The organism is Mycobacterium sp. NGS67 (assembly GCF_059812185.1).
Genome location: NZ_JCALCF010000019.1, coordinates 32,512 through 57,362, shown reverse-complemented (window position 1 = coordinate 57,362; position 24,851 = coordinate 32,512). Strand labels below are relative to the sequence as shown.

The 24,851-nt window shown below is 65.3% G+C and carries 25 protein-coding genes and 2 tRNA genes; 18 read left to right on the top strand and 9 right to left on the bottom strand.

Annotated features, from left to right (window positions below):
• The first annotated feature begins 34 nt into the window (after positions 1 to 34).
• Positions 35 to 814 carry an MmpS family transport accessory protein gene (locus AC5Y4D_RS18070; RefSeq protein ID WP_500037797.1) on the top strand — a complete coding sequence of 260 codons (780 nt, stop codon included), beginning with the start codon at positions 35 to 37 and terminating at the stop codon, positions 812 to 814.
• Here the strand turns inward: AC5Y4D_RS18070 and AC5Y4D_RS18065 are convergent.
• Positions 788 to 2,065, bottom strand: coding sequence for an MFS transporter (locus tag AC5Y4D_RS18065; RefSeq protein ID WP_500037822.1), 1,278 nt, complete (start codon positions 2,063 to 2,065; stop codon positions 788 to 790). The two genes, AC5Y4D_RS18070 and AC5Y4D_RS18065, sit on opposite strands and share 27 nt — an antisense overlap.
• 208 nt (positions 2,066 to 2,273) lie before the next feature.
• On the opposite strand from AC5Y4D_RS18065, the gene cmrA reads away from it, so the two are divergent.
• Positions 2,274 to 3,080 carry a mycolate reductase gene (gene cmrA / locus AC5Y4D_RS18060; RefSeq protein ID WP_499945627.1) on the top strand — a complete coding sequence of 269 codons (807 nt, stop codon included), beginning with the start codon at positions 2,274 to 2,276 and terminating at the stop codon, positions 3,078 to 3,080.
• A 2-nt stretch (positions 3,081 to 3,082) separates the two neighbouring features.
• On the opposite strand, the gene AC5Y4D_RS18055 is transcribed toward cmrA, so the two are convergent.
• A complete protein-coding gene (locus tag AC5Y4D_RS18055; RefSeq protein WP_500037796.1) occupies positions 3,083 to 4,630 on the bottom strand; it encodes a helicase HerA-like domain-containing protein in 1,548 nt (515 codons plus the stop codon).
• Between the two features lie 102 nt (positions 4,631 to 4,732).
• On the opposite strand from AC5Y4D_RS18055, the gene orn reads away from it, so the two are divergent.
• On the top strand, positions 4,733 to 5,380 hold the full coding sequence (gene orn / locus AC5Y4D_RS18050; protein ID WP_499945673.1) for an oligoribonuclease: 648 nt from the start codon (positions 4,733 to 4,735) through the stop codon (positions 5,378 to 5,380).
• A 32-nt stretch (positions 5,381 to 5,412) separates the two neighbouring features.
• Positions 5,413 to 5,488 (top strand) — tRNA-His (locus AC5Y4D_RS18045).
• Positions 5,489 to 5,592: 104 nt separating this feature from the next.
• Here the strand turns inward: AC5Y4D_RS18045 and AC5Y4D_RS18040 are convergent.
• The gene (locus tag AC5Y4D_RS18040; RefSeq protein WP_500037795.1) at positions 5,593 to 6,192 is read right to left on the bottom strand and encodes a TetR/AcrR family transcriptional regulator; all 600 of its coding nucleotides are present in this window, start codon (positions 6,190 to 6,192) and stop codon (positions 5,593 to 5,595) included.
• Between the two features lie 305 nt (positions 6,193 to 6,497).
• Between AC5Y4D_RS18040 and AC5Y4D_RS18035 the strand changes: the two genes are divergently transcribed.
• From AC5Y4D_RS18035 to AC5Y4D_RS17990, 10 genes are read left to right on the top strand one after another with little or no spacing between them, the layout of a single operon-like run.
• Positions 6,498 to 7,355, top strand: coding sequence for an MlaE family ABC transporter permease (locus tag AC5Y4D_RS18035; RefSeq protein ID WP_499945630.1), 858 nt, complete (start codon positions 6,498 to 6,500; stop codon positions 7,353 to 7,355).
• Between the two features lies 1 nt (position 7,356).
• Positions 7,357 to 8,220: an MlaE family ABC transporter permease gene (locus AC5Y4D_RS18030; RefSeq protein ID WP_499945632.1), complete on the top strand. Its 864-nt coding sequence runs from the start codon at positions 7,357 to 7,359 to the stop codon at positions 8,218 to 8,220.
• Positions 8,213 to 9,790 (top strand): MlaD family protein, encoded by a 1,578-nt coding sequence (locus AC5Y4D_RS18025; RefSeq protein WP_500037794.1) that lies wholly within the window; start codon positions 8,213 to 8,215, stop codon positions 9,788 to 9,790. The genes AC5Y4D_RS18030 and AC5Y4D_RS18025 overlap by 8 nt, the downstream gene beginning before the upstream one ends.
• A complete protein-coding gene (locus AC5Y4D_RS18020) occupies positions 9,787 to 10,845 on the top strand; it encodes an MlaD family protein (RefSeq protein WP_500037793.1) in 1,059 nt (352 codons plus the stop codon). Before AC5Y4D_RS18025 ends, AC5Y4D_RS18020 begins: the two co-directional genes overlap by 4 nt.
• Positions 10,838 to 11,893, top strand: coding sequence for an MlaD family protein (locus AC5Y4D_RS18015; protein WP_500037792.1), 1,056 nt, complete (start codon positions 10,838 to 10,840; stop codon positions 11,891 to 11,893). The genes AC5Y4D_RS18020 and AC5Y4D_RS18015 overlap by 8 nt, the downstream gene beginning before the upstream one ends.
• Complete coding sequence (locus AC5Y4D_RS18010; RefSeq protein ID WP_500037791.1) at positions 11,890 to 12,993, top strand: MCE family protein; 1,104 nt, start codon at positions 11,890 to 11,892, stop codon at positions 12,991 to 12,993. Before AC5Y4D_RS18015 ends, AC5Y4D_RS18010 begins: the two co-directional genes overlap by 4 nt.
• Positions 12,990 to 14,201, top strand: a complete 1,212-nt coding sequence (locus AC5Y4D_RS18005; RefSeq protein WP_500037790.1) for an MlaD family protein — start codon at positions 12,990 to 12,992, stop codon at positions 14,199 to 14,201. The genes AC5Y4D_RS18010 and AC5Y4D_RS18005 overlap by 4 nt, the downstream gene beginning before the upstream one ends.
• Positions 14,198 to 15,448 (top strand): MlaD family protein, encoded by a 1,251-nt coding sequence (locus tag AC5Y4D_RS18000; RefSeq protein WP_500037789.1) that lies wholly within the window; start codon positions 14,198 to 14,200, stop codon positions 15,446 to 15,448. The genes AC5Y4D_RS18005 and AC5Y4D_RS18000 overlap by 4 nt, the downstream gene beginning before the upstream one ends.
• Before the next feature lie 30 nt (positions 15,449 to 15,478).
• Positions 15,479 to 16,189, top strand: a complete 711-nt coding sequence (locus AC5Y4D_RS17995; RefSeq protein WP_500037788.1) for an Rv1363c family protein — start codon at positions 15,479 to 15,481, stop codon at positions 16,187 to 16,189.
• Between the two features lie 59 nt (positions 16,190 to 16,248).
• Positions 16,249 to 16,974, top strand: coding sequence for a mannan-binding family protein (locus AC5Y4D_RS17990; protein WP_500037787.1), 726 nt, complete (start codon positions 16,249 to 16,251; stop codon positions 16,972 to 16,974).
• A gap of 17 nt (positions 16,975 to 16,991) precedes the next feature.
• Here AC5Y4D_RS17990 and AC5Y4D_RS17985 read toward each other — a convergent pair whose 3' ends face one another.
• Positions 16,992 to 18,194, bottom strand: coding sequence for a L,D-transpeptidase (locus AC5Y4D_RS17985; protein WP_500037786.1), 1,203 nt, complete (start codon positions 18,192 to 18,194; stop codon positions 16,992 to 16,994).
• A 195-nt stretch (positions 18,195 to 18,389) separates the two neighbouring features.
• On the opposite strand from AC5Y4D_RS17985, the gene AC5Y4D_RS17980 reads away from it, so the two are divergent.
• The 3 genes from AC5Y4D_RS17980 to AC5Y4D_RS17970 all read left to right on the top strand — a co-directional run bounded on the left by AC5Y4D_RS17980 (position 18,390) and on the right by AC5Y4D_RS17970 (position 20,300).
• Positions 18,390 to 18,462: transfer RNA gene (locus AC5Y4D_RS17980), tRNA-Lys, on the top strand.
• 429 nt (positions 18,463 to 18,891) lie between these two features.
• Complete coding sequence (locus tag AC5Y4D_RS17975) at positions 18,892 to 19,389, top strand: DUF2243 domain-containing protein (protein WP_500037785.1); 498 nt, start codon at positions 18,892 to 18,894, stop codon at positions 19,387 to 19,389.
• Positions 19,386 to 20,300 carry a cytochrome c oxidase assembly protein gene (locus tag AC5Y4D_RS17970; RefSeq protein WP_500037784.1) on the top strand — a complete coding sequence of 305 codons (915 nt, stop codon included), beginning with the start codon at positions 19,386 to 19,388 and terminating at the stop codon, positions 20,298 to 20,300. The genes AC5Y4D_RS17975 and AC5Y4D_RS17970 overlap by 4 nt, the downstream gene beginning before the upstream one ends.
• A gap of 38 nt (positions 20,301 to 20,338) precedes the next feature.
• Here AC5Y4D_RS17970 and AC5Y4D_RS17965 read toward each other — a convergent pair whose 3' ends face one another.
• Positions 20,339 to 20,548: an excalibur calcium-binding domain-containing protein gene (locus AC5Y4D_RS17965; RefSeq protein ID WP_500037783.1), complete on the bottom strand. Its 210-nt coding sequence runs from the start codon at positions 20,546 to 20,548 to the stop codon at positions 20,339 to 20,341.
• Positions 20,549 to 20,647: 99 nt separating this feature from the next.
• Positions 20,648 to 21,217, bottom strand: coding sequence for a TetR/AcrR family transcriptional regulator (locus AC5Y4D_RS17960; protein WP_500037782.1), 570 nt, complete (start codon positions 21,215 to 21,217; stop codon positions 20,648 to 20,650).
• Positions 21,218 to 21,266: 49 nt separating this feature from the next.
• On the opposite strand from AC5Y4D_RS17960, the gene AC5Y4D_RS17955 reads away from it, so the two are divergent.
• Positions 21,267 to 22,154: a lysophospholipid acyltransferase family protein gene (locus AC5Y4D_RS17955; RefSeq protein WP_500037781.1), complete on the top strand. Its 888-nt coding sequence runs from the start codon at positions 21,267 to 21,269 to the stop codon at positions 22,152 to 22,154.
• Positions 22,155 to 22,159: 5 nt separating this feature from the next.
• Here AC5Y4D_RS17955 and AC5Y4D_RS17950 read toward each other — a convergent pair whose 3' ends face one another.
• Genes AC5Y4D_RS17950 through AC5Y4D_RS17940 form a run of 3 tightly spaced genes read right to left on the bottom strand, consistent with a single transcriptional unit; the run spans position 22,160 to position 24,830 of the window.
• A complete protein-coding gene (locus tag AC5Y4D_RS17950; protein ID WP_500037780.1) occupies positions 22,160 to 22,957 on the bottom strand; it encodes an ABC transporter permease in 798 nt (265 codons plus the stop codon).
• Positions 22,954 to 24,126 (bottom strand): ABC transporter substrate-binding protein, encoded by a 1,173-nt coding sequence (locus AC5Y4D_RS17945; protein ID WP_500037779.1) that lies wholly within the window; start codon positions 24,124 to 24,126, stop codon positions 22,954 to 22,956. The genes AC5Y4D_RS17950 and AC5Y4D_RS17945 overlap by 4 nt, the downstream gene beginning before the upstream one ends.
• Complete coding sequence (locus AC5Y4D_RS17940) at positions 24,123 to 24,830, bottom strand: ABC transporter ATP-binding protein (RefSeq protein ID WP_499945649.1); 708 nt, start codon at positions 24,828 to 24,830, stop codon at positions 24,123 to 24,125. The genes AC5Y4D_RS17945 and AC5Y4D_RS17940 overlap by 4 nt, the downstream gene beginning before the upstream one ends.
• Positions 24,831 to 24,851: the final 21 nt, after the last annotated feature.

Below are 24,851 nucleotides of genomic sequence, written 5' to 3'. Positions count from 1 at the left end.
CCCTCGCCGTCCCCAGGTACCCTGCGAAGTGGACATGAACGAGCCACGCCGCACCCAGAATTTCGGTCCCCCTGAGCCGGGGTGGTATTCGGCGTCTCCGCAGGATGCCGCCGATTCGGTGATCGATTACCCGGCCTACGCCGACGAGATGCCGTACGCCTACGGCGGCAGGGGCTCGCCGTGGGCACCGGGCGCCTATTCACCGAACCCGACCCAACAGTTGCCGTCACAGTATTGGCAACAAGACCAGCCGTCGTCCGACGAGCCGCCGGGAAGCACCCCGCCGCCGGGATCGCCGCGCTGGCTGTGGTTTGTGGCCGGCGCCGCGGTGCTGCTCGTCATCGGCCTGGTCATCGCGCTGGTCGTCACGAACAGTTCGGACACCCAGCAGACCGCCATCGAACCGCTGCCCCCGATGCCCGGGCCCAGCACCACCTTCGCGCCGCCGACCACCAGGACGGCGCCCCCGTCGACCACTCGCAGGCCGCCGCGGACCACCACGACCGAGCCAGGCACGACGGTCCCGCCCACGGCCACCGTGCCGGGCACGATGCAGTCCGTGGTCTACAGCGTCACCGGGGAAGGCCGGGCGATCAGCGTGATGTACATGGACACCGGCGATCTCATCCAGACCGAGTTCAACGTCACGCTGCCGTGGACCAAACAGGTGAGCCTGTCCACGTCGGCGACTCATCCGGCCAGCGTCACGATCGTCAACATCGGCCACAACGTCACCTGTTCGGTGACCGTGGCCGGAGTGCAGGTTCGTCAGCGCACCGGCCAGGGTTTAACCATCTGCGACGCCCCGCTCTGACTGCGGTCGCGGCACCCGCACGAAGAACATCGCCACCAGTCCGGCGAGCAGCACCACGACTATGCCGCCCAAACCGGCCCGATCCGCGGCGAATACGTCGACGAAGACGGAGAACAACCACGGGGCGATGAATGACATTGCTCGGCCAGTCATCGTGTAAAGACCAAAGGCGACACCCTCTTTGCCGTGTTGCGCCAACCGAAGCAACAGGGCACGCGCAGAGGATTGCGAAGGCCCGATGAACAGACACAGGGACAACCCGCACACCCAGAACGCGAGTGGGCCGGACACGGCCAGCATGGCCATCCCGGCGGTGAGGATGGCAATCAGAGAAGCGATGATGACCGGTTTCGATCCGATTCGGTGATCGACAAACCCTCCCACCGCCGCACCAATCGCGGCCACGACGCACGCGGCCACGCCGAAGATCAGCACGTCACCTTTAGGGACGCCGTAGACCTTGACGCCTAGCACCGGACCGAACGTGAATACCGCCGCCAGTCCGTCCCGCAACAGCGCGCTTGCCACCAGGAAGTAGACGAGGTTGCGGTCGCGGTGCCACTCGGAGGTGATGTCGGTCCACAGCTTGCGGTAGCTACCCAGCAGGGTCGTGGACGGGTGGGGGTTCGCGCCCGCGTCCGGGAGGCGGTGGGCGACGAGAAGCAGCGGCAGGGCCAGGATCGCCAGCCAGGCGGCTGCCAGCAGCATCGCTGCCCGGACGTTGACTCCGTCGGCGGTGGGCAGGTGTAGCAAACCGCGACGGTCACCGTCGCCGAACACGAAGCCCAGATAGACCACGATCAGCAGCACGACGGTGCCGATATACCCCGCGGCATAGCCCAAGCCCGATATGCGGCCGGCCGTCTGCGGCGTCGAGAGCTGACGCAGCATGGCGTTGTAAGGGACGCTGGCCAGGTCACCGCATGCGGCGGTCGCCGTCAACAGCGCCAACCCGGCGAAAAAGTAGCCCGGCTCATCCCGGATCAACGCCATCGCGCAGGTCAACATCACCGCCATGCCGGTCAGCACGGCCAGGGCCAATCGCCGTCGACGCGGTGACTCGACCCACGCTCCGATCAGGGGCGCCAATGTCGCGATCAGCACGCCGGCGGCGGCTCCGGCGCGCGCCAGCCAACTCACCGGCGAGGCCCCCAACGGTGTGGTGCCTTCTGCCACGCTGGCCGTCAGGTACACCGAAAACACGAACGTCGGTGTGATGGCGCTCAGGCCGGTTTGACCGCAGTCCCACATGGCCCAAGCGACCACCCGCGAGCGCGGGACGGTGACTTGGCTGGTTTGCCGAGATCGAGTCTCTGCGGGCCCGCCCTCGAACTTCTTCTGCAAATTTTCAGTGTCGGTGACGGGCTGGTGACGTGCGGCCGAACCGCGCTCCGAGTCACCCATGACCGCACTCTATGCGTGTTGCATCCGGCCGCTGCGCGCTGGCTACGATCAACCCATGCCGATACCCGCTCCCAGTCCCGACGCGCGCGCCGTTGTCACCGGAGCGTCACAGAACATCGGCGAGGCGCTGGCCACCGAACTGGCCGCGCGCGGCCACAGTCTGATCGTCACCGCCCGACGGGAGGAACTGCTCACCGCGCTGGCCGCCCGTCTGGTGGACAAATACCGCGTCGCCGTCGAGGTGCGCCCCGCCGACCTCGCCGACCCTGCCGACCGCGCGGCGCTGTGCGAGGAACTGGCCGCGCGGCCGATCTCGATCCTGTGCGCCAATGCCGGCACCGCCACCTTTGGTCCGGTCGCATCGCTGGACCCCGCCGGCGAGAAAGCACAGGTGCAGCTCAATGCCGTTGCGGTGCATGACCTTACATTGGCGGTGCTGCCGGGCATGATTGAACGACGGGCCGGCGGCATCTTGATTTCCGGTTCGGCAGCGGGAAATTCGCCTATTCCCTACAACGCCACCTACGCCGCCACCAAGGCTTTTGCCAATACGTTCAGCGAATCGCTGCGGGGTGAACTTCGTAATTCCGGGGTGCACGTGACACTGCTGGCCCCGGGCCCGGTGCGCACCGATCTGCCCGCGGAGGAGGAGGCGTCGCTGGTGGAGAAGTTGGTGCCGGACTTCCTGTGGATCTCCACCGAGCACACCGCTCAGCTGTCGCTGGATGCGTTGGAGCGCAACAAGATGCGTGTGGTTCCCGGCTTGACGTCCAAGGCGATGTCGGTGGCGAGCGGATATGCTCCACGCGCGATCGTGGCGCCGATCGTCGGGGCGTTCTACAAGAAGCTCGGCGGCGGATAGGCCTACTTCCGGCGCCGCCGACCGGTGCCGAAGATGCCTTTGACGGCTTCGCGGATTGCCGTGTTGATGCCGCTCTTCACGGTGGGGTTCTTCAACACTTCCTCCCACATCGAGGGACCTTTGGGCTCGGCCGGAGCCGGCATGGGTGGTAGCTCGTAATCCGTTGGTACCGGCGGATAGTCAGGCGCGGGGGGTTGTCCCGCCGCGGGGCCCGGGGAAGGCGGCGGTGCCTGCTCGATCGTCTGACCGTACTTGCTTTGCAACGAACTCGACTTGGCCGCCTCGTGGACCGCGTCCGGGCCGATCGCCGCCATCAGCGACCGGGGCACCCGCATCCGCGTCCAGGCGACGGGAGTCGGCGCACCCTTTTCAGAAAGCACGGTGACGACGGCCTCGCCGATCCCCAACGACGTCAACGCCGACTCGAGGTCGTAGACATCGGTTTTCGGGTAGGTGCGCACGGTCTTGCTCAGCGCCTTCTGGTCGTCGGGGGTGAATGCGCGCAGCGCGTGCTGGACGCGGGCGCCCAACTGAGACAACACGTCGTTGGGCAGGTCCGTCGGCAATTGCGTGCAGAAGAAGACGCCGACACCCTTGGAACGGATCAGCTTCACGGTCTGCTCGACCTGTTCCAGGAAAGCCTTCGACGCGTCGGCGAACAACAGGTGTGCCTCGTCGAAGAAGAAGACCAGCTTGGGTTTGTCTACGTCGCCGATTTCGGGCAACTGCGCGAAAAGGTCGGCCAGCAGCCACATCAGGAAAGTCGAGAAGATGACCGGACGCAGCGATTGACCGCTGAACTCGAGCAGACTGATCACGCCGTGACCGTTTTCGACGCGCAACAGGTCGTCCGGATCGAGTTTGGGCTCGCCGAAGAAGGTGTCACCGCCCTCGCCGGCGAGGTTGACCAGCGCGCGCAGGATGACGCCCGCCGTGGTGGACGACACTCCCCCAAGGGATTTCAGGTCGGCCTTGCCGCCCTCACTGGTCAGGTGGCTGATGACCTCGCGCAGTTGCTTCAGGGTGACGAGGGGCCAGTTGTTCTCCTTGGCCCAGTGGAAGATCAGTCCCAGCGTCGATTCTTGAGTCGCGTTGAGCCCCAACACTTTCGACAGCAGGACGGGTCCGAAGCTGGCCACGGTTGCGCGCACCGGCACGCCGATCCCGCCGGTCCCGAGCGACAGAAACTCGACCGGGAAACCCGTCGGTTCCCAGGTGTCGCCAGTGTCCTTGGCGCGCGCGGCGGTCTTGTCGTTGCTCTCCCCCGGACGGGACAGACCCGACAGATCGCCCTTCACGTCGGCCATGAACACCGGGACCCCGGCCGCACTGAGCTGCTCGGCGATCAACTGCAGCGTCTTGGTCTTTCCGGTGCCGGTGGCCCCGGCCACCAGGCCGTGGCGGTTGATCGTGGCCAGCGGGATGCGGATCTGTGCGGCCGGGTCCGCCGTGCCGTCGACGACGACGGTGCCCAGCTCGAGTGCCTGACCTTGTACGGCGTAGCCAGCGGAAATGCGCTGCGCGGGTCCTGCCTCTGATTCGGTGCTCATCGCCTGCCGCGCCCCTTTTCCCCGGTAGTTGCCCGTGCAGGATCACCCTACTTGCCGGGGGCCGACGAGGTCAGAGCCCCGATGCGCCTAATGTTGGGCGTTGTGCGCGACGAATTGGTGTGGATCGATTGCGAGATGACCGGGCTCGACCTCGGCTCGGACAAGCTGATCGAGATCGCCGCACTGGTCACCGACGCCGAACTGAACATCCTGGGCGACGGAATAGACGTGGTGATTCACGCCGAGGAGGCCGCGCTGTCCTCGATGATCGACGTCGTCGCGCAGATGCACGCGCGCTCGGGGCTGACAAACGAGGTCAAAGCGTCCACCGTCGACGTCGCCACTGCCGAAGCGATGGTGCTCGATTACATCGGTGAGCACGTCAAACAGCCCAAGACCGCGCCGCTGGCCGGCAACTCCATCGCCACCGACCGATCTTTCATCGCCCGTGACATGCCCGCTCTCGACGCGTTTCTGCACTACCGGATGATCGACGTCAGCTCCATCAAAGAACTCTGCCGGCGGTGGTACCCGCGGATCTATTTCGGGCAGCCGCCCAAAGGGCTGGCGCACCGCGCGCTGGCCGACATCCACGAGTCCATCCGGGAACTGCAGTACTACCGGCGAACCGCGTTCGTACCCCTGCCCGGCCCTTCTACCAGCGAGATCGCCGCGGCGGTCGCCGGACTCGACGGCCAGCCGGACGCGTTGGAGACCATCGATTCGGCTGACGAGCATTCCAGCGGTTAACATCGACGTCGCCGCGTTAGTCCGCGGCCACGGTGGCTGTAGTTCAGTTGGTAGAGCACCAGGTTGTGATCCTGGATGTCGCGGGTTCGAGCCCCGTCAGCCACCCCAACAGGTCAGGGGGCGTTTTCGTCCTCCGGCCTCACGCACCAGACGGTCGGACCTCCGGTGCCCGCCGACTTCTTAGATCTCTCCGACGGGCATGAGGTCAACCGTTATTCGAAACCGGCCAACGTAATGCGCAACGCGTTCTCCATCTCGACGTGCATCGGCGACGTCGGCGTGTTGTCCGCGGTGAGCCACCGGTCGATGACGAATCGGACCGTCGCCAAACTCGTGTGGACCAGCAGCGCGGGCCGGATGTCGACCGACGCGTCAACGCCCATTCGGGCCGCGACGTGCTCGACGAACTTCTGTTGATCCTCGTCGCTCACCAGCGATGTCTTCCGGAGCAGATGGGGGGCGGTCGCGACGGCTCGCTGCCAGGTATCCAGGTTGAGATCGCTGGCGTTTTCGGCATGGGTGACAAACAGGTCGATCAACGCCTCCACCGCCGATTCATCGGCCGGCTTGGCGCTGTAGGACACAACGATCTCCCGGACCGCCTCCCGGACCGGGTCGACGAGAAGCCCTTCCTTCGTCGGCGCATGCCGGAAATAGGTGCTGATCGAGATTCCGGCGGCGGCCGCGATGTCCTCGGTCGTCACGACGTCGAACCCACGCTCGGCGAACAAGTCGTGCGCGGTGTGCCGAATTTGCGAGAGCAGCTCTGCGCGGCGCCGGTCCCGTAGCGAATCGGTGTTTGCTGTGGACATGCGATCACCTTCGCGAGTCGGGCATTTCCAACACGATCGTGCGATCCAACGCTGGAGTCAAGTGACTGACACTACACTATTGAAAGTGCCTATCAACTAGGCTAGCGTGTTACCGCGAACCCGACTGAGCTGCAGAGTTGCGGGACCGCGGGCACCCCTACCACAGCAGGGCTCGCTTGACGCCGCTCGATCCCTTCTGCTCGGCACTCGCAACGCAACTGGTGGAAAGAGCGCAAATGAATGCGGATTTGTACCCGCGATGACAATGCTGTGGGTTTGCTCAGAGTCTTGCCGGGCACGTTGAGATGACTCTCCAACACGATCCCCCGGTGCGCGACGACGGCGTCGGCGCCATCAAAGAGTGGGGAGTCGGGTACGTCGACCGCCACCCGGTGGCGTCGCTGCGGACGGTCGGAGAGCAGTTCGTCCTCGGTGTGCGGACAATCCAATACTTCTTCATCGATCTGTTCACCGGCCGCTTCCAGTGGCAGGAATTCGTCCGGCAGGGCGCATTCATGGCCGGCACCGCCGTGCTGCCGACCGTCCTGGTGTCGCTGCCGATCAGCGTCACCCTGTCCATTCAGTTCGCGCTGCTCGCGGGTCAAGTGGGCGCCACCTCGCTGGCCGGGGCGGCCAGCGGCCTCGCGGTCATCCGGCAGGGCGCTTCCCTGGTGGCCGCCGTGCTGATGGCGGCGGCCGTCGGCTCGGCCATCACCGCCGACCTGGGTTCTCGAACCATGCGCGAAGAGACCGACGCGATGGAGGTGATGGGAGTCTCGGTGATCCGGCGCCTGGTGGTGCCGCGACTTGCCGCCGCGATCATGATCGGTGTCGCGCTGACCGGCGTGGTGTGCTTCGTCGGTTTCTTCGCCAGCTACATGTTCAACGTGTACTTCCAGGACGGCGCCCCGGGCAGCTTCGTGTCGACCTTCGCCTCCTTCGCCACCACCGGCGACATGATCCTCGCGCTGCTCAAAGCCGTCATCTTCGGCGCCATCGTCGCCATCGTGTCGAGCCAGAAAGGGCTGTCCACCAAGGGCGGACCAACCGGCGTAGCCAACTCGGTCAATGCCGCGGTGGTCGAATCGATCCTGCTGCTGATGATCGTCAACGTCGCAATCAGCCAGCTCTACATCATGTTGTCGCCCAGGACGGGACTGTGACATGACCGCCTCTCCGTACCTGCCGCTGGCGCCGATCAGCACCCGGCTACTTCGCGCCTACCGCAGGACGACGAAACCGATCAGCCGGCTGGGCCACATGCTCGTCTTCTTCTTCCGCGCCCTGGCCGCAATCCCGCTCACCCTGCGCCACTACAACGGCGAGTTCCTGCGCTTGCTGTCCAACATCACCTGGGGCAACGGCTCGATCGTGGTGGGCGGCGGGACCGCCGGTGTCGCAGTCGTTTTGGGCGTCACGGTGGGTGCGCTGGTGGGCATCGAGGGGTACAACTTTCTCGACCTGCTCGGGCTGGGGCCCGCAACCGGGTTCGTGTCATCACTGGTCAACACCCGGGAGCTGGCACCGCTGATGGCCGCGATGGCGTTCGCGATGCAAGGCGGTTGCCGGTTCACCGCGCAACTGGGATCGATGCGCATCGCCGAAGAGATCGACGCGATGGAATCGATTGCGATACGGCCCATTCCGTATCTGGTGACGACCCGGCTGATCGCCTCGGTGATTGCGATGGTCCCGCTTTACGCCGCGTGTCTGGCCATCGGCTATCTCACCACTCAGGTGGTGGTGCAGATCAGCAGCGGCGGCTCCACCGGGTCCTATCTGCACTACTTCTCGCTGATGCTGGCCGGCCAGGACATCTTGTACTCGCTGTTCAAGGCGATCATCTTCGTCTGGATTTCCGCGACCATCCAGTGTTACTACGGTTTCTACGCCAGCGGCGGTCCCGAGGGCGTCGGTGTCGCGGCGGGCCACGGTATGCGGGCCAGCATCACCGTGATGATCATGGTCAATATGCTCCTCACGATGGCGCTGTGGGGAGTCGACTCCGGCGCAAGGTTCGGTGGCTAGGTTGAAGAACCAGCCCAATTCCTTTGACGTCGACGGACGTGGCCCGACTGATCGGCAGCTGCTCGGCTGCGGGGTGGCCGTGGTCCTGGTGGCAGCCCTGCTCACCACGGGACTGTTGTTCAAGTCCACCGGCCGCCTCGATGACTACGTCCGGGTGATCGCCGATCTGGTCAACGTGGGCGACGGCCTGCCGCAGAAGTCCGACGTCAAATATCACGGCGTGCTCGTCGGCATGGTCGACGACGTGGTGCCGGCCACGCACGGTAAGCCGAACTTCGTCCAGATCAACCTGAAACCCGAATACGCCAAGTCGATTCCGGCCGCGGTGACCGCTCGCGTGGTTCCCAGCAACGTCTTTGCGGTGTCCTCCGTCCAATTGGTCGGAACCGGCCCGGGAGCGATTATCCGGCCGGGCGCGCACATTCCGGAAGACAAGAACCTGCCGACCGTGTTGTTCCAGACCACCGTCAGCAAGTTGCGTGACCTGCTGGCCGCGGCTGGGCGCGGCCGCGACGACAGATCGGTGGGCATCCTCGCGGCGCTGGGGGCCGCGACCGACCACCGCAGAGTCGCCCTGCTCAACAGCGGAACACAGTTGAATCGCGCTCTCGACCAACTCAATTCGATCGTCAGCACCGACGCCGGCCCCTCGACCGTGTCGGCCCTTCTGGACGCGGCGCGCGGTCTTGGGGAAACCGCCCCCGACCTGCTCGACGCGCTGCACGAGGCTGTCGGGCCGATGCGGACCTTCGCCGAAACACGCGCGCAATTGACCAATTTGCTCACCGGCGCCGACTCCACGATGGGCACCGTGCACCAGTCCTTCGACAATCACATGGACCAGCTCATCAGGATTTCTTCCGACCTGACGCCGGTGCTGGGCATCCTGGCGCTGAAGTCGGACAACTTCGTGCCCGCGGTGATCAAGCTGGACAACCTGGCCACCAAATTCCTGCAGGAAGTCTGGGACCCGGTGCTGGGCATCGGCAACATGAGAGCCAGGCTGTCGTTCACCCAGACTTTCGCCTACACCCGTGCCGACTGTCCGCGCTACGGAGAACTGAAGGGACCCAGCTGTTTCACCGCGCCGTTGGTTCCCAACAAGCCTGATCTGCCCGAAGTGCTGCTCCCGCAGAACTACCATCCGCCCCAGAGTCTGGCGCCGCCTCCCGGAACCGTCATCGGACCGGACGGCAACCTGGTGGCAGTGGGGCCGCCGTATATCAACCCGCATCCGAGCCTGGCCGACCCCAATCCCGCTCTGCCGCCTTTCATTTCCCCGTCACCACCGGTTCGCACCGATGCCAATCCGGACGATCCGGACCCGTCACCGCCGGCGCATGGCCCGGTTCCCCCGCCACCCCTGCTCGGGCCGCCGGCGCCGGGGTCGGTGACGCCGTCATCTTTCGGTGGCAACGTCGGGCCGGTCGGCAGTGACTACGAGCGAGAGATGTTGGGCGTGATCACCGGTCGGCCCGCCACCGCCGCCACTGAACTGTTGTTGGGACCCGTTGCTCGCGGAACCACGGTGTCCGTGGTTCGTCAACCGCCGACCGGGGAGGCCAAGTGAAGTTTCGTGGCCCCCTGATCGGCCTCACCCTGTTCATGGTCGTCGCGCTGGCCCTCACCTGGATGGTGTATGTGAGCCTGCGCCGCGACGTCGGCGGCAAGACGGCGCAGTATTCGGCGATGTTCACCGACGTGTACGGGCTTCGTGACGGTGACGACGTGCGGATGGCCGGGGTGCGGGTGGGCCGGGTCGAAAAGGTCGAGCTGAGCGGAAAACTCGCGAAGGTTTCCTTCGTGGTGCAAACCGATCAGCACCTGTTCGGCAACACCGTGGCCTCGGTGACGTACCAGAACATCGTCGGGCAGCGCTATCTCGGTCTGTCCCTGGGCACCGAGGGCAACAACCGCGTACAACTCGCGCCGGGCAGCACCATCCCCCTCGAACGCACCGAACCGTCGTTCGACGTCACCGCGCTGCTCAACGGCTACGAGCCGTTCTTCAGTCTGCTGAACCCGCGCGACGCCGACAACCTCACCAAGGGCGTCCTCGAGTCGCTGCAGGGTGACACCTCCTCGATCGCCACCCTGATCAGTCAAACATCAACGCTCACCGAGACTTTCGCCGGGCGAGACCAGGCACTCGGTGACGTCATCACCAATCTCAACAAGGTGGTGGTCAACCTTGCCGCGCAGAATGCCAGCTTGGACGGTGCCCTCACCCAGACCCGCGACGTGGTGAACGCCCTCGACCGGCGACGCCCGGAGCTGGTGGCTTCGATGGGCTCCATGTCGCGAATGTTGCAGAACCTGTCCACGATCGCCAACGAGGACTACCCGGCGCTGCGCGAGTTCATCGACCGTCGGCCCGGTGCCACCCGACACATGCTCGACATCGAACCGCAACTGGCCTTCTTGGGCGACAACGTTCCGTTGTTGCTCAAAGGCCTGGTCCGCGTCGGCAATCAGGGCGCGTTCGGGAATGCCTACCTGTGCGACGTGAACGCGTTCGGTTTCTTCCCGGGCCTCAACGACGTCATGCCGATCATCGTCAACGCGGCAACGCCGGGAAACAAGGCCAAGCACACACCCAAGTGCCGGAACGTCGGCGATGAGTGAGCCAACCGCGCGGCGGCGACTCGGTCCGCCCAGGCGGCGCCCACTGGAGACCTACAGCAAGACGTGGCTGGGGTCCATCGCTGTCGCGGTGGTCGCGGTGCTGATCGGCGCACTGCTTCTGGTGCACGCGCTCGGCGCCGGCTACCGGCACTACACCGCGGAATTTCTGCAGGCGGCCTCGCTGCGGCCGGGAAACCCGATCACGGTGGCGGGCATACCGGTTGGCGAGGTCACCAGCATGAAGCTGGTCGGCGACCATGTCGAAGCGGGCTTGAAGATCAAAGACGATGTGGCGCTGGGCAAGGACTCGAAGGCTTCCATCCGGGTCACCACCATTCTGGGTTCGCGCTACCTTGCGCTGGAACCCAACGGCTCAGGTTCTCTGGCCCACAACACCTTCGATCTGGCGCACACCGACGTTCCCTACGATCTGCAGGCCGCACTGCACGACGCGACAACCACTTTCGAGCAGGTCGACTCGGATCGGTTCGCGCAGTCGTTGGCGGTGCTGGGCAAGCAACTCGAGGGACTGCCCGCGGTGGTACCACAGGCGATGGCCAACATCGATTCGCTCTCGACGATCATCGGCCAGCGGCGCGACCAACTCGGCCAACTACTCAGAAGCACCGAGCAGGTCACCAATACCTTGCGCCGGCAACAAGGCAGCCTCGGCACTGTGGTCAATCAGGCACAGGATCTGTTGGGCCAGTTCGTGGCCCGTCGCGCGGTCTTTCACGCCATGATGCGATCCCTGACCAATGTCGTCGACATGATGAACCAGATAGTGGTCGACGATCGGGCGGGGGTGGACACCCTGCTCAACGACACGCGTGACTTCACCGCGCTGGTCGCACAACATGACGACTTGCTGCGCAACATCTTGCAGGTCACCCCGATCTTCGTGCGCGAGGCCGCCAACCTCAGCGGTGATGCCAATGCCGTCAGCTTCAACGCCCCCAACGCCCTACTCATCGACTCGTGGATGTGCGCGATCAGCGGCCGCGCCCAGCAATTCGGGATGATCCCCTACTTCAAGGACTGCAAATGACCGGCCGGGTCATCGCCCTCGTCGCCGTCGTGACATCGGTGATCGCGGCCGTCGGCGTCGGATGGTGGTACCTCACCAAGCCGGAGCCGATCACGGTAACAGCTCAATTCGACAGCGCCACTGGACTATACGAGGGCAACGTGGTCGCCGTGCTGGGCATGCCGGTCGGCAAGGTCACCAAGATCGTCCCGAAGGGCGGCTACGTCGAAGTCCAGTTCACCGTCGACCGGAACGTCACTGTCCCGGCGGACGTCCAGGCGGTGACGGTGTCGACGTCCATCCTGACCGACCGTCAGATCGAGCTGACCCCGCCCTACCGAGGCGGTCCGGTGCTGGCCAACCACGACACCATCGGCTTGACCCGCACCAAGACGCCCGTCGAGTTCAGCCGCGTGCTCGCCGTCCTGAACAAGGTGACCAAGTCACTGGAAGGCGACGGCCACGGCGGCGGGCCGATCGCCGACGTGATCAACGGCGGCGCCGAAGTCGTCAACGGCAACGGCACTAAAATCAAAGGGGCACTCGAGGAGCTGTCCAAGGCCTTGATGTTGAGCAGCGATGACGGCGCTCAGACCCGCGCCCAGATCACCACGATCGTCAAGAACCTGGCGTCGCTGTTCAACGCGGCCGCCACCAACGACGGCAAGCTGCGCGAATTCGCCTCAACCATCCATCAACTCAGCCAGATCCTGGCCGACGAGGACATCGGCGGGGGCAGCACCGGCCGGAAGCTCGACCAACTGATGCAGCGGGCCAACGACCTGCTGAACGCCCATCGGGCCACCCTCCGTCAAGCCCTGCTCAACGGCAACGTGCTGGCCAAAACGCTGGTCGACGAGCGGCGTGGGCTGGCCGAAACGCTGGACGTGGCTCCGTTGCTGGCAGACAACGCCTACAACATGATCGACCGCGAGAACGGGGCCGTGCGTGCGCATTTCCTGACCGACCGGATGATCTTCGACAGCCAGATGACCAAAGAGATCTGCAACCTGATGGGTCTGCGCCAACTCGGCTGCAGCACCGGGACCATACAGGACTTCGGACCCGATTTCGGTCTGACCTACGTGCTGGACGGCCTGGCCGCGATGGGCCAGAAGTGACCGGCGCACGCGGAAAGACCGCCGCCGCGCTGGCCGCCGTGGCGATCGCCGCTTCCGGATGTGCCACCAACGGCCTTGCCAGCCTTCCACTTCCGGCCCCGGGAATGGGATCGGGCGGATACCTGCTCACCGCGGTGTTCTCCAATGCGCTGAACCTGCCGATGAACGCCAAGGTCAAACTCGCCGGCGCCGACGTGGGACAGGTCGAATCGATGGTCGCGCGCAACTACAGCGCGGTCACGACGCTGCGCATCCGGGACGGTGTCCTGCTGCCGACGGGCAGCACCGCGGAGTTGCGCACCGCGACCCCACTCGGCGATGTGTTCGTCTCCGTCCGGCCGCCAGCCGAGACCCGGCCGGCCACAACGATGTTGAAGGACGGCGACACGATCGGCCTGGAGTCGACGGCGGCCGCGGCAACCGTCGAGTCGGTACTGAGTTCGGCGGCAATCCTGGTGAACGGCGGCGCGGTGCGCAACTTCACGAACATCATCAATGGATTCGGCAGAGCCACCGGCGATCAGGGACACGCGTTCGGGGAACTGATCCGCAAATCCAACCAGTTGCTCGGCACCATGGATTCACGCTCCGCGCAGATCTCCGACGCGTTGACCGAATTGTCCAGCCTCAGTGAGCAACTCGACGCCAAGAATCAGAAGCTGACCGAGCTGATGACGGCTGCCAACCCGGCGATGAACGCGTTGTCCGCCAACACCACGGAACTCTCCAACATGATAGTGCAACTCGGCGACACCAGCCGGTTGCTGTCCAGGTTCCCGTCTCTGGGGGGCACCGACACCAGCGGGCGCAGTGTGATCCGCGACCTGAACACGGTCGCCGGGGCCGCCAACGACGTTGCGGTAAGCCCCGACACCAGCCTGCTGGCGCTGAACCGGCTGCTGCCGGTATTGATCAAATCCACTGCCGGGAACTCGATTTCCGTTCACGTCAGCCTCGACCAACTGGTCCTGGGGTCGATACCCGACATCGGATTCCCCGGCGATCGCGGACTGCACGGACCCAACAGGTTCACCTGGAATCAGTTCATCGGGACGCTGAAGTACACCTTGTGGCGGTTGCAGGAACGCGTTGTCGGGCGAGGACCCGACGCGCCCCAGCTGCCGGTGATACCGGACCCGAACATCCCGGCTGGAATCCTGCCCGCCCCAGCGTTGCCCGGTCCGCTCTCTCCCGGACCACCGCCGTGATCTCCTCGGCCTCGAGCACCGTGGTCCGCGCGGTACGGGCCGCCCACCGCCGACAGGTCTGGTTGTCGGTGGCGGGTCTGGCGCTCATCCTGGTCGTCGCGACCACCTACCTGCTGATCGGCGCACTGCGGGTGAAGCCTTTCGCATCGTCCTACCGAATTACTTTGCAGCTGAACGAATCCGGTGGACTGCTGCCCAATCAGGACGTGTCGATGCGTGGGGTGCGGATCGGACGGGTCGATGCCCTGCAACTCACCGACCGCGGCGTCAACGCCATCGCCAGCATCGACGGCACGGTGAAGGTGCCCGCGTCGGCCGTGGCGCACGTGTCGGCGCTGTCCCCCGCCGGAGAGCAATTCATCGACTTCCAAGCCGAATCCGACGCCGGCCCGTACCTGCACGACGGCAGCATGATCGGGCTCGACCACACGACCGTTCCGGTCAGCCTGGCGCAGCTGCTCGGCGACGCCGACGGTCTGCTGGCCCAGGCCGACCCGCACAAGATCGAACTGATCAAGCGCGAACTCAGCATGAGCAAGGAGGGCCCCGGCAAGCTGGCTGCCATCGTGGACGGCGGGACGTTCCTGCTGTCCACACTCGATTCGGTGCTGCCCGAAACGGTCAGCGTCCTCAAGAACAGCCGGGTGGTGCTGACGCTGGCAGCCGACAAGAACGCCGGATTGGCCGCCGCCACCGTCGATCTCAACCGGACGCTGGCGGGCGTGGCCAGAATGCAGGCCGGGTATCGGCGCCTGGTTGACCGGTCACCGCAGACATTGGCGGCGATCGACAACTTGTTCACCGACAACTCCGAGACCATGGTGCAGCTGCTGGGTAGCCTGGCCACCGCCTCCCAACTGCTGTATCTGCGAGTGCCCGCACTCAATGCGCTGTTCCCCGACTACCGGGGGTCGGTGCTGGACGCGGTGGCGAGCGCCTTCCACGATCACGGCGTGTTCGCGACGGCCGAGCTGTACCCCCGTTACGCGTGCAATTACGGCACGCCGGCCTATCCGCCTTCTGCCGCAGACTATTACGAACCGTTCATGTACACCTACTGCCGGGACGACGATCCGGGCGTCGGGATCCGGGCCGCGAAGAACGCACCGCGTCCGGCCGGCGACGACACCGCGGGCCCGCCCCCGGGCGCGGATCTGGGCCGAAGGACCGATCCGACCCCACGGGGCCGCTACACGATTCCCACCCCCTACGGTGGCCCGACCCTGCCGATCGAACCGCCGCACTAGGCCCGACACACACAACCCGAGGAGAACACCATGACCGCGACAACCGAGGAAGGCGTCGACCTCAAGAAACCTGTCGGCGCAACGGAAGAACTCGACGACATCGAAGACACCCCCGACGCGGGTGAGGACCTCGCCGATCCGGACGCCCGGGACACCGACGAGACCGACGTCGAGGACGAGGACACCGACGCAGAAGACGTCGACGATGACGACGGGCCGCTGCTGAAAGGCAAGGGCGAGAAGGCCAAACGCACCAAGCGACCATGGCGCGCCTACCTGCGTCGCAGCATCATGCCGCTGTTATTGGCTATCTCCCTTGCGGTTTCAGGATTCCTGGGCTGGCAGCTCTGGCAGCAACATCAGGCGCAGGTGGCCGCTCAGGAGGCCCGGGAAGCCGCGATCAAGTACGCCGGGGTACTGACCAGCATCGACTCCAACAACGTGGACGAAAACTTCCGGCAAGTGCTCGACGGCGCGACCGGTGAGTTCAAGGACATGTACACCCAGTCCAGCGTGCAGCTTCGACAGTTGCTGATCGACAACAAGGCCACTGCGCACGGTGTGGTGGTGGACTCCGCGATCGCCTCCCAATCGGCCGAGAGGGTTGTGGTGTTGGTGTTCATCGATCAAACCGTGGCCAACATGGCGGTGCCCGACCCGCGCATCGACCGGAGCCGGATCAAGATGACGATGGAAAAGGTGGACGGTCGCTGGCGGGCCGCCAAAGTCCAGTTGCTCTAACCGAATCGGAGCCACCTGTGTTCAGAAGGACAGTAGCGATATCGATACTGCTGGTGGCCATGTCCGCTGTCCCGCGCCCCGCGACCGCGGGGGCGTCGGCCGAGTCGTTCTGCGGCGAGCTCGGTGGCGGCTGGGACGGCCAGTACTGCCACACCGCGGTAACATCCGAACGAAACGCCGTGCGCGACATCAAAGTTGCGGTACCGGCCGAACTCGTCGACAACCCCACGACCGGCCCGGTGATCCGCGACTATCTACGCACCCTGGTCGCCAATTGGCGAAAAGCGAACACGCTGATGGCGGCGGACAGCTACGGCGAGGAGAACTACCAGGTCTTCCAACACGGCGACCTGCTCAGCGCGGTCTTCCACGAGGATTATCACGCCGACGGGCCCAAACCCAACAACGCCTACCGCACCTTCACCTTCGACATGGCGCGCGGCCAACGGGTGCAGTTGTCGGACCTGGCCGGCGGTTCACTGGGCGCCATTGCGGGTCCGGCCCAGCCGTTCATCGAAGCGGCGCTGAATCAGGCTGCGCCACCGCATGATCCGGGGACTTACCCGTTCACCGTCGACCGGTGGACGCCCGACAAGGTCTACTCCGGCGCCTACCGCGCGTGGGCGCTGACCCCCGACGAACTGATCCTGTACATGCCCGATTACCCGGTCGGGCACGACGAACCCGTGAATTACTCGCCGGGGATGCCGCAGTGGTTTATGGACGGCGGCACAGTCGAAGCGCACATCCCGCTCTCAGCGCTGGGCGGCGTGCTGCACGTCTGAGGCGGGCCCGCGATCACCTAGCTGGCGTTGGCGTTGCCGGCCCGCCACTGCTCCCACGGAATGTTCCAGTCGCCGAGGCCGTCGGTACCGGGCAGGATGCTGCCGACGGTGTTGACGATCTCGACGATGTCACCGCGCTTGCTGTGGTCGTAGAACCACACCGCGTTGCTCGGGCTCACGTTCAGACAACCGTGGCTGGTGTTCGAGTGGCCCTGGGCACCCACCGACCACGGCGCGGAGTGCACGAAGATTCCGCTGTAGGAAATCTGTGTGGCCCAGTCGACGTCGGTGCGATACCCGTTGGGCGAGTTGACCGGAACGCCGTACGTCGACGAATCCATGATGATGTGCTTGAACCGGGCGCCGACGGTGTAGATGCCGTTGTTCGTCGGCGTGCTGTCCTTGCCCATGGACGTAGGCATGGTCTTGACGACCTCACCGTTGATCCGCACCGTGATGATCTTGGTGTTGTCGTCGACCGTGGCGATGAACTCGTCCCCGATGGTGAAGTGCATCTTGACGTTGTCCTCGCCGAACATGCCTTCGCCGAGGTCGACGCCGTAGGTGTTGACCGCCACGTCGACGGTGGTGCCGGGCTTCCAGTAATGCTCTGGACGCCAACGGACTTCGCGCCGGTTCAGCCAATAGAACGCACCCTCGACCGGCGGGTTGGTGGTGATCTTGATGGCCTTTTCGGCGGCGGCACGGTCGGCGATGTTCTCGTCGAACCGGATGGCCACCGGCTGCCCGACGCCGACGGTCTCGCCGTCGCTCGGCACGACGTAGGGCATGGTCAGGTGCGCCGGCGAACTGGTCTGGAAGGTCATCTGCCGGTTCGCGGCGCCGCCGAGTCCCAGCGCCTTCGCGTTCAGCGTGTAGCGGCGGTTGTAACCGAGTTGTTCGGTGGACTGCCAGTGCAGCCCGTCGGGGCTGAGCTGACCGGCGATCTGCCGACCGCTGTCGTTGGACAGGGTCACCGACCCCAGCACGCCGTCGGCGACGCTCACCGTCACCGGCGCGTCCACGGTCACCCCGACGGCGCCGTCGGTGACCGAGGCGGTCAACTTCGGGACCAACAGATCGGCAAACGGTGTGCCCTTGTTTTCGATGACCTTGGGGGCTACCGGCGCCTTGCCGCCACTGCTACAGGCGACACCGAACACAGCAACTAGGACCATGGCCACAGCCAGCCACGATCGACGTCTGCGCAAAGGCGTCATCAAGTGACCTTCCCCATTTTGTTCACCTACAACGGTCACCGCTGACCAGGATTGTTTCTAGTATTGTAGTGCCTTCTCCCCACCCACCGAGTCAGTCCGGCCGATTGCGGCTTTCCGTGCTGCAGCTCACTGTGAGGGATTTCCCTCCGCGACGCAATGCCTGTTATTGTCGATAGCCGGTCTCTGGCCGTGCACGCGCCGTTAGCTCAGTTGGTAGAGCAGCTGACTCTTAATCAGCGGGTCCGGGGTTCGAAACCCTGACGGCGCACTTCAAGTCGTTTTGCCCTTCCCCTTCATCCGAGTGAAGGGGGAGGTGTATCCGACGGCGGCAGCAACGTGAGTTGCCGGATGCGCCTGGACCGGGCGCGAGCATCAGCGGCTCGTCCGCACGTGTCTCTTGCCTCCCGACAAAGGCGCTCGGAGGTGTCCTGATACACCCCTTGCCGCAACTGGCGGTAAATCCGTTCGAGTTCGAGGTCGATGACTTGCCGGTCCGAGCTTTCACCGGGGACAACTTGGCGGACTGGCGTCGTTGCGACTCATACGCACCGAATACCAGGGCCGGAGCACTTTAAACCGCCGAAAATTCGTTCGAAAGTTTCGGATTAACAGTTGCACATACAAAGTATTCAGCTGGGGATTCGGTGCAGAGCCGGATCTCGGTGTATGCCGTAGGCAAACGGGTACCTCCCGCGGTATGGACAGCGCCACGCTGAGGCTGCCGGGCATCGTTCTCGGTGTCGGCTTGGGCGGGTTCGTCGACGGCATCCTGCTCCACCAACTGCTGCAGTGGCACCACATGCTCACCAGCGCCGACACCGCGCGCATCAACATCGCTTCCTACCCCGCCGACACCGTGCGCGGCCTGAAGGTAAACACCTTGTGGGACGGCCTCTTTCACACCTTCACCTGGCTCGCAGTGCTCATCGGGCTGGCGCTGCTGTACTCACGGTTGACCCGAACCAGGCAGCGGGTGTGGACGGCACGCCCCCTGTGGGGTTGGGTGCTGGTCGGCTGGGGACTGTTCAACCTGGTCGAGGGGACGATCGACCATCACATCCTGGCCATCCACCACGTCCGCAGCGGTGCCCATCAAGCGTTGTGGGACATCGCGTTTCTGGTGTTGGGTGCGCTGCTCGTGCTCGGCGGTTGGCTGCTCCAACGCAGCACGCCGACGGCCTCGGACACGACGTGACGCTCCTCGCCCACGGACCTGTCAGCCACGAAGGCGGCACCGCTCTAGCGGCTGGCATCGCCTTCGCGGTAGCCGTCGGCTATGTCGCGCTTGCACTGGCACGAAGCCGGGAGCCGCGCGGCTGGAACCCGTGGCGGACGTGCAGTTTTCTCCTCGGCACCGGTCTGCTGATTCTCGGCGTCGAGTCCGCGGCAACCACCGGATTCGGTCACCACATGCTCGGACACTTGCTGATCGGTATGTTCGCGCCGACGGCGCTGGTGCTGGCGGCACCCGTCACGCTCATCCTTCGATCGGTCACCCCGCGCTACGGCCGACTCCTCGTCCATGCGCTGCGCTCCGCACCCGCGCGGACCGTCTCCCACCCCGCTGTGGTGCTGACTGCAAACCTCGGCGGCCTCGTCCTGTTGTACTTCACTCCGCTGTTCACCGTGGCGAGCTCCAATACCCTTGTGCACCAGTTGGTTCACCTACATTTCTTCATCGGCGGGTATCTGTTCGCGTGGCTGATCGTCGGTCCCGATCCGGGGCCCGACCGCCCGTCGGTACGCATTCGCATCGTCATCCTCGGGGTCGCGGTGGCAGGGCATTCGGTGATCTCCCAGCTGCTGTACGGCGGGTTCTTCGTTTCCGCGCCTATCCCGCCCGACGAGCTGCGCGACGCCGGGACGCTGATGTACTACTGGGGTGATATCGCCGAGATGCTGCTGGCGGTGGCGCTGCTGTCGTCGTGGCGAAGGGCCTCGGGGGTCCCCGGGGTCAAAGCCCAGCGGATGGGCTCTCCGGTCCGGTCACCATGGCGAACAGCCTGCTGCCCAACAGCCGAACCGCGCTCACGGCTGACGACACAATCACAGCTTTACGGTACGAGCCGTGCCGCAGATTACTCGAAGTCGACGTTGCGAAACTAACTACCGGCTATGCGAATACAGCCGGCGCATGCCACGAACTAGGACTCGCAGGCGATACCGTCTCCGTCGCGGTCCAGCTTCGAACTGTACGCGGGGTCATCCTTCGTTATGTTGTACCGGCCGTCTTTGGCAGCGGCCTTGCAGTTGGCGTACGGCGGATCAGCCTGTGCGACAGGCGCAATGGTCACCCCGACGCTCAGTCCCGTGGCAATGGCGACCACTACGGCCGCAAGAATGCGCATCTTCATCTCGAAACACCCTCCCTGTGTCGGTTGGCGAGATTACGACACCCGGGGGCCCGCCCGCGCCGAAATCGGCAAAAAACAGGGAATTTGCTGATGACCGCGTCAGGCAGGCGCCACGATGCGCCGGGCCGCCTCAATCAAACCGGCACGCCGAGCGGCGACGACTTCGGGATCGTCGGACCGCGCGTCCGGGTGCGGCGACTGCGCCCACGCCAATCCCACGCCGAACAACAGCACGAGCAACTCCATCGGCTGCCAGGACGGGTCAACGTGGCCGGCCGCCTGCGCGGCCTCGATAGCGCGGATGTCGCGGGCGGGGACTGAATCCCATTCCTCGGCCGGGGGCGGGTTCAGAGCAAGTCCTTCCAACTGTGCCCAGGTGAGCATGCGCAGATGCTCGGGACGCCGCCGGGCCAGGTCGTAGATGTCCCCCACGAACTCCGGCACCGCGTCCGGGCGCAGGGCGACCGAAGCGAAGAACTCGGCCCCGTCAGCGGCGACCACGCTGCGAAACAGCGTCTCTTTGTCCTTGAAGTGGGCGTAGAGCCGTTCCTTGCTGGCCTCGGCGACGCGGGCGATGCGGTCGATGCGGGCGCCGGCCAGACCGTAGTTGGCGAACTCGGACCGCGCGGCGCTCAGGATCGAGTCGCGAAGCTCATCGGTGGTCCGCACGGTCAGATCATACCCCATACGAACTAGTTCGTTTGGTATGCTGCCACGCATGGCCCCTCCTTTCCCTTCTCGGATCGACAAGCTCGCGAAGCAGCCGATCGACCTCGACGCCGTGATGACCCACCCGCCCCGCGTACAGACGCTGCGCAATGCGCTCGACAAACTGCAAGACGGCATTGCCCCGTTGATCGACCTGTGGCGTCCTTTCGTGGACGGTTTGGACACCCTCCCCGCCGACGGTCGATTTCTGTTGGTAGGCAATCACACTCAGTTCATCGGCGGCGAAGTGCTGCTCATCCCGCACTTCGTGCGGCGGGCCGTCGGCACCCGGGTCCGCCCGCTGGCCGATCGACGCTTCGCTCAGCAGCCCGGTTTCGGCCAGGACGTGATGACCGCCTACGGCGGCGTCATCGGTGCACCCGAGACGGCACGGGAACTGATGCGCCACAACGAGACCGTCCTGGTCTTCCCGGGCGGCGGGCGCGAAATCGCAAAGTTCAAAGGCGAGGAATACCAGCTGAGCTGGCACGGTCGTTCCGGGTTCGCCCGGGTCGCCGTGGAGAACGACTATCCGATCGTCCCCGTCGGCTTGGTCGGGGGTGACGACGTCTACAAGAGCCTGATCACCCGCGACAGCACGCTCGGTCGACTCAGTAGCACCCTCAGCGCCCGGTTCGGCGGCGGAAGCGACATGGCCGTGCCGCTGATGCGAGGCATCGGGCCCACCTTCATTCCCCGCCCGCAGCGGATGTATCTGCGCTTCGGCGAACCGATCATCACCACGAAACCCGAGGGCGAATCGCCGGAGAGCTGGGTGGCCACGGTCCGAGAGCAAACCAGGCACGCGTTGGAGAAAATCCTGGCCGACCTGCTGGCCATCCGCGCGGACGACCCGTTCCGCGAACTGAATCCGCTGGCGTGGTCGCGCGCAGCCTAGCCGTCCTAACCTGACCGCGATCCCGAGAGCAGCCGGCGCGCAACCAGATCCAGCACGTAACCGATCAATCCGATCACCACGATCACCGCGACCACCTGCCCGTACGCCAGCTGGTCGCGGGCGTTGAGGACCTGATAGCCCAAACCCGAACGCACCCCGAGCATCTCGGCGGGCACCAGCACCACCCAGGCGATGCCCAGTGCGACGCGCAGACCGGTCTGCAGGTGACCGCGGATCGCGGGCAGCACCACCACGGTGAGTTGTTCGAACCGGGTGGCCCCGAACGACTTTGCCACCTGTAGGTAGCCGGGGTCGATGGCATACACGCCGGCGGCGGTGTTGATCAGGATCGGCCACACCGACGCCGCGGCGATCAGAAAGATCACCGGTTCGTTGCCGATGCCGAACAGTGCCACCGAGATCGGTGCCCACGACAGCGGCGAGATCATGCGCAGGAACTGCACCACCGGGCGGGTGGCCCGATCAGCGGTGTCATTCAACCCGATCAGCAACCCGGCGGGGATGCCGATGACGGCACCGACCAGCAGCCCAACCAGCAAGCGCCACAGGCTGACACCGGTGTCGGGCAGCAGGACTCCGCGGTGGTGCAGGTCGGCCAGCGACTTGACCACACGCAGCGGCGTCGTCTCCCGCAACAGTGACTGGGCCGGGGCCAGGACCCCGGTCGCCAACCACCACACCAAGACAGCCGTGCCGATGGCCAGCACCGGTGGCCACCAACGCTGCGTCAGCGCGCCGGCCGCGGAATCTTCGGGCTTGATGGTCGTGGTGTCCGAAGTCATCGCGGCTGTACCTGTTCCGTTCGGGTCAAATCAGTAGGGATACCGAAACTTTCGGGACCTCCGTGTGCGCTCAACGCGGAGCGTACGAAGGTGTCGTCCACCAGATCGGAGTGCACTGCCCCGGGATCCAGCCGCTCTAGAAACCGCCGGTCACCGTCCACGACGGTGTCGTGCATGGCCTCCACGAGGCGGCGAGTGAAGCTGGGAAACGGAAAAGGCTGATAGCCCAACCGCTGCGGCTGCCAGTCAGGATGAGCGATCCGATAATCCTGCGGGCGATAGCTGAGCGCGGTCTTGATCGCCGGGAGCGGCTGCGGCAGATACGTGCCCTTGGACAAGGCGGCGGCTGCCGCGGCTCGGTCGGCATTGATGTGTTGCTGCGCAACCACAATCGAGTCGACCAGCGACGCGGCTGCCTGCGGCCGGTGCTCGATCAGGTCCTCGTGGGCCAGCACCACGCAGCAGGCATGGTCACGCCACACGTCGCCGAGGAAGGTATGGATGCGACCGATCTTGCGCACCTGGGCCATAGCGTTGAACGGGTCGGCCACCACGTAGCCACTGATCGACCGGTTGGCCAAGGCCGGCACCATGTCCGACGGGCTCATCACGATCAGTTCAACGGTCCGTGCGCTGCGCGAGGCGCTGCGGCGCACCACCGGCACCAGGTCGTGGGCGCGCAGCAACTGCTGCAGGATGATGTTGTGAATCGACCACCAAAACGGTATCGCCACTTGCGTTCCCGCCAACTGGCCCAAGTCGGTGATGTCGGGCGCCACGGTGAGGGCCGAACCGTTGGTGTGGTTCCAGCTAAGTATCCGCAGCGGACTGCGCAGCAGGAAGCGCAGCTGAATCGCGGTCGGCATCAGCATGTGCACCGCGTCGACCTGGCGAGTGACGAAGGCCTCGGCAAGCGATGCCCAGCTGCGGAACAGCACCGGCTTGGCCGCACTCACCACACCCGGCTGATAGAGGCCGGCCGCGTGCGCGATCAACAGCGGCGCCGCGTCGGTGATGGGCAGGTATCCGATCCGTAGTTGCCCGCTGGTGTTGGTGCGGTCGATGCTGGCGGCGTGCGCCAGATCAGCCACCCCTGCCACGCCTCCAACGGCGGCCAGGGCCGCCGCGCCGGTCAGCAGGGACCGCCGCGAGATCAGCCCGTCCGTCACCGCTCGACCAGGCGATAGTGGTCGAGGATCTCCTCGCGGAGCGGCTGGCTGCCGGGCTGCCATTCCCGCCGGATCCGCCCGTCGGGACCAAGCAGCACCACGCGGCTGGCCAGCAGCAGGGCCTCGTCGACGTCGTGGGTGACCAGGACGACGGTGACGCCGAGTTCAGCGGCGAGATTGCTCAGCCAGCGCTGTAGATCGGCGCGGATGGCGGGGTCGAGCGCGCTGAACGGTTCGTCCAGCAGCAGTAGCCGTGGCCGGGTAGCGACCGCGCGGATGATGGCGACGCGCTGCGCCTGCCCACCGGAAAGCTGGTCGGGGTAGCGGTCGGCGACCCGGTCCAGATCGAATCGGCGCAGCAGCTCTTGCGCGTAGTCCCGTTGGAACGTCGCTTTCTGCGCGGCGAACCGCCCGGCCAGCAGTACGTTCTCCCCGGCGGTCAGCCACGGTAGCAGCAGCGGCTGCTGGAACACCACGCCGCTGTGCGGTCGCGCCGAACCGCCGTCAGCCCATTGGACCGTTCCCGACGTGAGTTGCTCCAGGCCGGCGATCACCCTCAGCAGGGTGGATTTCCCACTGCCACTGCGTCCCAGGATGGCCAGGAAGTCGCCGTCGTCGATGGTCAGGTCGACGTCGGCAAGCGCGTGGCTGTCGGCGTCAAAGTGCTTGTGGCCACCGACTATTCGCACAGCGGCAGTTCCCACGTTCGTTCCTTTCGACGGTGG